At 35.3% G+C, this 8,507-nt stretch carries 6 protein-coding genes; all 6 read right to left on the bottom strand.

Annotated elements, in window-relative coordinates; translation table 11 throughout:
- Positions 1-137: 137 nt before the first annotated feature.
- Positions 138-1,409, bottom strand: coding sequence for a hypothetical protein (locus BKH41_RS09320; protein ID WP_095299365.1), 1,272 nt, complete (start codon positions 1,407-1,409; stop codon positions 138-140).
- Position 1,410: 1 nt separating this feature from the next.
- Entirely contained in the window at positions 1,411-3,063 is a 1,653-nt protein-coding gene (locus BKH41_RS09315; RefSeq protein WP_095299363.1) for a glycosyltransferase family 39 protein, read from the bottom strand.
- Positions 3,064-3,077: 14 nt separating this feature from the next.
- Positions 3,078-3,770: a UbiA prenyltransferase family protein gene (locus BKH41_RS10230; protein WP_343286861.1), complete on the bottom strand. Its 693-nt coding sequence runs from the start codon at positions 3,768-3,770 to the stop codon at positions 3,078-3,080.
- A 289-nt stretch (positions 3,771-4,059) separates the two neighbouring features.
- Positions 4,060-5,775: a thiamine pyrophosphate-dependent enzyme gene (locus BKH41_RS09305; protein WP_095299361.1), complete on the bottom strand. Its 1,716-nt coding sequence runs from the start codon at positions 5,773-5,775 to the stop codon at positions 4,060-4,062.
- Positions 5,776-5,919: 144 nt separating this feature from the next.
- Positions 5,920-7,632: a GMC family oxidoreductase gene (locus BKH41_RS09300; RefSeq protein WP_095299359.1), complete on the bottom strand. Its 1,713-nt coding sequence runs from the start codon at positions 7,630-7,632 to the stop codon at positions 5,920-5,922.
- Complete coding sequence (locus tag BKH41_RS09295) at positions 7,632-8,369, bottom strand: gluconate 2-dehydrogenase subunit 3 family protein (RefSeq protein ID WP_095299357.1); 738 nt, start codon at positions 8,367-8,369, stop codon at positions 7,632-7,634. Before BKH41_RS09295 ends, BKH41_RS09300 begins: the two co-directional genes overlap by 1 nt.
- Positions 8,370-8,507: the final 138 nt, after the last annotated feature.

Raw genomic sequence — 8,507 nt, 5'->3', positions numbered from 1 at the left:
AGAGACAGAATCAATCTGTAATAAACAGTTATTTTTTTTTTGTAGAGGAGACGAACGCAAACGGGATTAAAAGGGTGCTGGGGGTAAAACGGGTGACCTTCCGATCTAAAAATAAAACAATCAAATTTCTACCTACCTTAAGGTCCAAACCCTTCCTTTTCAAAAACAAAAACAATTCCCCCCCCCCCCCCCACAAACAAAATCATAATTCCTCCAAAATAGTATCCAAATCCTCCAATCCTCATATCAGGATTCAATAATTTTTCTTCATTCTTGCTTTTCATAAAAGGTAACTTCCAAGCAGGATCGCGCCCTGAGTCATAACTGATATTTTGAGTTTTAGAAAAAATAGAAACAAATATCTTTTCAGGCGCACTCAAATCCTTAAAAATTTTTGGACTCTGATAAGTGATGATATCAATCTTATCTTTTCCTAGCAAAGGATAAAAGGGGCTTCTATCTTGAAGTATATTTGTCACATAAGGATTAATTCCTGTTAAAATAATCAAAATTCCTGCAAAAATACCGCTCCAAAAAATTGGCTTAGCGGCTTTGAAATTAAACTTAAAGATCTTGTATAAAAAATATAAAATTCCTATGACCCCTACATAAGCAAGCCCGCTAAACTTGATTTGGGCTCCCATAAGGATTGCCAAAATAAAAATAACATATTTGGTTTTATCAGCCTTTATCTCCAAATCAACGATACTTAAAAACAAAATAAGCAATGCCAAACCCAACAATCCATCAACATAATAAGTATTGATCTGAGCAAGCAAAACAGGATTAAAAGTCGCCAAAAAAGAAAGTAGCAGAGCTTTGTAAAAATTAATATGAGGAATTTTTGCTAAAACATTTATCGCATAAAAAAACGCAGCAATACAAACTATATAATTCAGCGCTTTTCCTACCTCAATATTTTTAAATACCTGCACAAAATTACTTGCAACGATCTCGCCGAACTTTGAATAATTCTCAATCCAAAGCTCCTCACTTAAAAATAATTTGAGCGAACTTACATCAGCCATTTTTTGATAAATAGGATTCCATCCGTTACTCAAATAATAAATTGCCATTTGATGGTATGTACGTCCATCAAAACTAGAATCCCATAAAATTAATGCCAATAAGATTGAACCTATCAAAATAAAACAAAATAAAATAGAGCAGGCGATATAATTTTTATTTCTAAACACAAGCGTTATGAAGCCCACAAAAAGAGCGATAAAAAAATAAATTCTATTGATACTTAGACCAAACAAAAATCCCAAAGAAGCCAGCAGGAATAGACAGGAAACAAAAATCAAAAGACTATAAGAAACCCTTAAAAAGATATTTAGAATACAAGAATAATCTTTTTGATCAACCCTTTGATCCCATTTTCTTGCAAGCATTATGATATTTTGCACTTTATTTTTCCTTTTGAATGTTTGAAACTTTTTTTAAGCTCTTTGCATAAATAATAAAATTTTTTGATTCTGCAACTTTCTGATAACCGTATTCACCTCTATTTAAGGCTTCAATTGTTTTAAGACTTTCCAAAGCATTTTTATCCTTCAAATCGGAGGGATTTTTAAAAAAATGCCATTTATTTTTTGACAAAATAATCAAATCCGGAGAAATAAAGTAAGCAAGATTTTTTGAGTTGGATTTTTGCAAAAAAATCTCTGAAGAAAACATATCAGGTGTAAGTTGAGCAAAAATCTGATGGATATTTGTGCTACGCAATCCTAATTTTTTATATTCAAAAGAAGGAAGATCACTCAGAATTTCAATCTTTTGTTTTTGTAAATCTGATTTTTTAACAATAGGCTCCAATATTTTTACCAACTCAGCACTTTGGGCATAAAGTCCAGATAAATCTTTATCATATTTTTTAAACACAACTTCATAGCCCTGATTTACTCCCATCCCTCCAAAAATCTGCAAAACCAATAGCGGTATCAAAATATATTGAAAATATTTTAAAGAAGTAAGCATTGGAATAAATAACAACACCCCCAAATAAATGGTGCTCAAATAATAAATACTCCAAGCCTTATTGACAGCAAATAACAAATAAAATAGACTAATCAAAAACCCTACATTAAGGACTACAAAAAAATCCCACTTATAAATTTTTGCTCCATCCTGATGAGACTTTTTTGAAAAAAACCACCACAATAAGGCAAAACAAATGCAAAGCAAAATAACAAAAACAATTATTTCAAAATAATAAAAATCAATCACATTGAAAATTTTATCTCTCAAAGATACGTGGATATAAGACCCGTGATTGGTTGCATTGCTCTCCATATTAAAAACAAACATATCCCACCAAGCACGCATTCCTCTAGGATGGAATAAATAGGGATTCAATACCAACCAAAGAAACATTGTAGCCACAGATACGCCGACACAATGCAATAGCATTTTTTTAAAAGAAAATGTTGTTTTATCCCTCAAATAAGGAATGAATATATAGGCATATAATACAGGAAAAAACATCACGGCTTGAAATTTAGCAGCCCCTACAGCAAGACCAAAAACAAAAATCGCTCCATAATACATCTTACCAAAACGGAATTTATCTAGAGCAAGTAAAAAAACACTCCACAAGATAAAAAATGCTTGCAATACATCGGGCTTGACCATATAGCCCATTGCCCAAAATCCCGACATCAAAATAATGAGCAAAACAACCCCATAAGCATACAAAGCACTTAAATAAAGTCTGCAAATCTTATATACCATCCATAAACATAACACGCTAAAGAATCCATTAAGCAAGCGGGGCATATAGATTGCCATTTCTGTATTATGCATTAGATGAAAAGGTGCAATCACAACCAAATTCAGAAGATACCAAACAAAGCCGTAATTATAAAATTCAAAGCGAAAAATTTTTTCAATATTAAAATGTTTAAAACCTTCATACATATTCAACCATTGATGGAATTGCGGTAATTCATCCCCACCTGTAGCGCCTAAAAATTGAATATCCAAAAAGCGATAATTCATATAAGCAAATACGCAAAAAACAATAAACATCAAAAAATAAATATATCTATCTTTCCAAAACATTATCTTCCTTTCTTCTACAGATACATCAAAATCGCAAGAACAAACAGCCAAGATACAATCACGATTTGCAAAAATCCATCTTTCAAGACAATCTTGCTAGGACTCCCGCTTTTGTTCTCTACAAACGTAATCTGCATATACCGAAATATTCCCGCAAGCACAAATACCGCACTCAAATATAAATAATCGCTATGAAGTCTCGCTTTCACTTCAGAAGAAATACTCCACAAGATATAAGCAATCATTACAATTGAAGCACTCACAGACATAGCAATATCTAAAAACTGTCGATTGTAGCCATCAAGAACTTCACGCATTTTTCCCTCACCAGATTCATACAAAATAACATCATCACGCCTCTTAGCTAAAGCCAAAAAAAGTGCAAGCAAAAAAGTCATAATAATGATCCATTCTGACAAAAACACCCCTGTTGCAAATGCGCCGACAAATAGACGAATAACAAAACCGCTAGCAATAATAAAAATATCTAAAATAGGGATATGTTTGAGTTTGAGACTATAAAAAAGATTTAAAATTACATAAAAAAGAATGCAAAAAAACGCTTGAATATCTAGAAGAAATATTGTCCCCCCCCCCCCCAAGGAACAAAAGAACAAAGGCAATACTAGAGGCAAAACCAACGCTGATTTTTCCTGAAGCGATAGGTCGATTACGCTTGGTCGGATGGATTTTATCTTTGGGAGCATCTACAATATCATTAAAAATATAAACTGCACTTGCACACAAACAAAAACACACAAAAGCGATAAAAGAGTTCAAAAAAATATGGAGATCAAACAGCTTAAAACCAAAAAACACGGGAAGAAAAATAAAAAAATTCTTGATATACTGATGGACTCGCATCAAATAAAAAATATTTCCTATTCTCAAACAAACTCCATTCTATAAAATATCTTATTGAATAATATCCAATCAAAACTTAATTTTTTATTCTGATTGTGAATCAAACGATACTTTCCCTCCCTTTGATGTGGTTTAAATGAGTTGTTTGATATTGCTTTTAATCATATCTTCTACATCCCCTGCTCGTCCTGCTAACACAGCTTTTGCCGAATATAAAGAAAAATGCGCCACTTCAGAAAAAGTCACTTTAGGGGGCATAATCAACTCTTTGGAATTCACTACCACATCCAAAAGTGCAGGCTTAGAAGAAGACATAAATTTTTCAATAGTCCTTTCAAGTTCGCTTGAACCCTCAACTCGCCAAGCATCAAAGCCTATCATTTCAGCCACTTTTGCAAACGAAGGATTTTTAAGATCGGTATAATTATCCAAAAGCCCCTCAACTTTTTGCTCTAGTTCCACAAAATTCAAAGATGAATTATTAAAAACTACGACTTTTATAGCAATATTTTCTTGAATTGCTGTCAGTAGGTCTCCCAAAAGCATCGCCAACCCGCCATCTCCAGAAAAAGAAATCACCACCCTTTGAGGACAGGCTTTTTTTAATCCCAAAGCCATTGGCATCGCATTTGCCATCGTTCCGTGTAAAAGAGAGGTAAAAAACCTGCGTCCTTTTTTGCCTTTCAGATAACGCAATGCCCAAAGCATCGGAGATCCTCCATCAGCACTAAATAAAGCATCATCAGGAGCATATTTATCAATCAAAGCACTCAGGGCTTGAGGATGAATCAACTCGCTTGAAATTTCAGTATCTTTAAGTAATTTTTCATTCGTCTCTGCCTTGATCTTCAAACAATGATCCAGAAAAACCCGATCATTTTTTTCACTCACAGCCTCAATCAATTTTTTCAAAGTATGCTTTGCATCGCCTAAAACACCTAATTCTACATCACATCTGCGTCCAAGATGAGCAGGATTATTATCAACTTGAATGATGGTGGCTTTTTGGGGATAAAATTGCCTCCAAGCCATATCAGAACCCAAGACTAGCAAGGTATCGCATTCATTCATCATTTCAAATCCAGATTTCAACCCAACTAAACCTGTCATTCCCATATTATATGGATTATCGTATTCAACAAAATCTTTTGAACGTGCGCTATGTGCAATGGGTGCCTTAATTTTTTGAGCCAACTCGATCAACTCATCGTGAGCATCTTCGACCCCCGCTCCGGCATAAATGCCTACTTTTTTTCCTTTTTCAAGAATGCTTGCCATTTGGCTGATTTCATTTTTATTGGGATAAAAAATCGGTTTTGGGGTATGCACTTTCATATTTTTATTGTATTCAACGGACTGAATGCTCATATTTACAGGCACAATCACAACTGCCACGCCTTTTTTGTTGATGGCGTTTTGAAGGGCTAATGTGATGATTTGCTGGGCTTGAGAGGGACTTTGAATCTGTTCGCAAAAAACGCAAAAGCTCCCATAGATTGCTTTAAAATCAACCTCTTGCGGAAAATCTGTCCCAAGATTTCCACTTTCTAATTGAGAGGCAATCAAAACAACAGGCGCACCATTGCGTCCTGCATCCATCAAAGAATTTATAAAATGCAAACTGCCTGGACCACAAGAACCTGCACACGCTACGGGTCTTTTGCTCATAAGTGCATCCGCTCCAGCAGCAAACCCTCCTGCCTCTTCGTGTCGCATATGCACCCATTGAATTTTTTTACTTTTATAAACAGCATCGGTAAAATGATTCAACGTATCTCCGACAATCCCGTAACACCTCTGAACACCTGCTTGAACCAAAGTTTCTACAATAACTTCTGCAACTTTCATTTTCTACTCCCGTATATTTTAAGAATATTTTCATTCTATTCTTAAAAAAACAATCAATATGTAATATATAATTTATATTAACTATCTTAAGAAAAAACTATGATTGATTAAGAGTCTCGTGATTTTGAAGATCCTTTTAGATCTTCAAGCAAGTTTAGTAGCTTTTTTGTGATATTTGATGATTCCCTCAGCACAGCGATAAGCCAAAGCACCTGCTGTCCCTGTAGGATTATAGCCGCTATTGTGTGAAAAATTTCCCGCACCCACTACAAAAAGATTATCAACATCCCAATGTTGCAAATAATGATTAACAACGCTATGTCCTGGATCATTCCCCATCGTAGTGCCTCCCACATTATGGGTAGATTGGTAAGGAATAATGCTATAATCTCGAATCTGGGGGACTGAAACAATAGATTTAGGATTCATTTCTTTAGCAATCGCTTGTGTTTTTTGCGTGATGAACTTAAACAATGCCCGATCTTGATCGGTAAAGTTATACGTCATTCGCAACAATGGCAAACCATAAGCGTCCTTATATACAGGATCTAAATCCAAATAATTTTGATAATATGGCATAGAAGCCCCCTGCCCTCCAATATTAATGACTCTTGTATAATTATGAATCGAAGCCTTTTTAAACACACTTCCCCATAAGGGCGTACCTTTTGGAATCGGGTTGCTTGCAATGGGTCTTGAACCACTTTGCAGTGCATAAATCAAGGCACCGTGGATAAAATCTAAACCGGAATGATCAAAATTATCCCCGTTAAAATCATCAATATTGCTTCCCAAAGCCCCTGAACCCATAAAGACATTAAATTGTTCATCAAAAAATGCCGTTGTTCCTGCATTGAGCTGGTAGCAATAATTTTTTCCCAAAGTACCTTTTCTGCTCACAGGATCGTATTGTGTGCCAATTTTTGAAACCATTAACAATTTGGCATTATTCAGTATAAAACTGCTTAAAACTACGATATCTGCGGGCTGGATATATTCCTCTAAAGTACGTGTATCAACATATTTTACACCTGTGACTTTATCGCCTTTTTTAAGAATCTCAACCACATTACTATGGTGTCTTATTTCATAATTTCCTGTTTTTAATGCCGTAGGGATCACAGTTACAATCGGGCTTGCCTTTGCACCATATTCACACCCAAATCTCTCACAAAATGCACAATACTGACAAGGATTAAGCGTCTCTCCATCAGGATTAGTATAGCTTTGAGAACTATTTGCCGCAGGCATTCTATAAGGGTGAAACCGCATTTTTTGCGTCACTGCTTCAAATTTTGACAAAATCGGTGTGGTACTTAAAGGCGGATTGGGATACCCACTGCTTCTTTTCCCTGCAAAAGGATTTTTTGCTTCCCCTGAAATGCCTGCAGTTTTTTCAAACTTGTCAAAGTAAGGTTCCATTTCATCATAAGTAATCCCCCAATCTTGAAGCAAATAATCTTTTGAAAGTTTATTTTTTCCATAACGTTTTTCTGTCATCGTTTTAATTTCAAAATCATAAGGAAAAAACCGATATGTCCATCCGTTCCAATGCACGCCCGCTCCCCCAAGTCCTTCTCCAAGCAAAAACGATCCCAATTTTCTCATCGGTAAGGCCTTTTGTTGGGGAGTATTTCTAAAGGTAATCGTTTCTTTGGAAAGATCTTGCATTAAACCATAATTAATCGCATAGCGATACTCATCATGAACTTCAGCGAAGTCTTGCGTGCTTCTTAATCCTCCGCGCTCAAGTCCGACGACTTTTAAGCCTGCTTTTGCACATTCTGCTGCAACAATGCCGCCTGTCCAACCCACGCCGATAGTTACCACATCAACTTTTTTTAATATTTTTGCCATCACTTTCCTCCTTGCATATCCGATAAGGACATCGGGGGAATTTTTTGGAATTGTTTATCATCAATAAATGCTAAATATGACATCTGTGCACCGGGGAATTCTTTCATTTTCCAACCTCTCATCCCCTCATTACCATTATAAATAGGGTCAGCATAAACTCCACATAACGTCATTTCCCGCAAAAGTGAGAAAAAATAGCTTGAATCCACACCAATCATTGCAACCTTATTTGCTTCAAAATCTTTCAAAATTCCATCTTGTTGCGCAGGAGAAATCTCAAAAAAATTATTTTTAAATCTTTTTAATGCCTCCTTTTGAATACACCTGACTCCTTCTAAAAAAATTTCTTGGCGAATCATTGGGGTCTGATACCCTTGAGTAGGAACTCCTTTATCAAAAGGTCCTTGCATATATTCTTTAGCGTTATTGCCATATGCTCCTGCAAACTGATTATCTATAAAGTAAGCTACACCAAGTTTGATGGCCCCAGATCCTAAATCATCTTCAGGAAAAATCCTTTCAACAGCTGCAGATAAAACTTTAAAATCTTCATCTTTGGTAAAAAACATTCTGCCTCTTGAACGATCAGTATTATTCGGATTGTAATTTAGATGAGAATGTTTTTGCTCTGCACCCAAAGAAGGTTTTATAATCCCTGCAGTCAAAACAGCACCCGCTGCAAGAGTGGAAGTTTTAAAAAACTTTCGCCTACTTAAAGTTGATTTTTTGGTTTTCATTGAACGACTCCTTTATTATTTTATTAACCTATCATTCATTCTATTCCAAAAGGATAAATAATCTAAAACATTTAAAATCTTTCTTTAGGAGTGGGCAGGTTCTACTTGCAAAACATCGCTCACTCCCTTCCTAAGACC

The organism is Helicobacter sp. 12S02232-10 (assembly GCF_002272895.1).
Classification (GTDB): domain Bacteria; phylum Campylobacterota; class Campylobacteria; order Campylobacterales; family Helicobacteraceae; genus Helicobacter_J.
The sequence above is the reverse complement of the archived record's forward strand: the minus strand, read 5'-3'. Positions and strand labels throughout refer to the sequence as shown.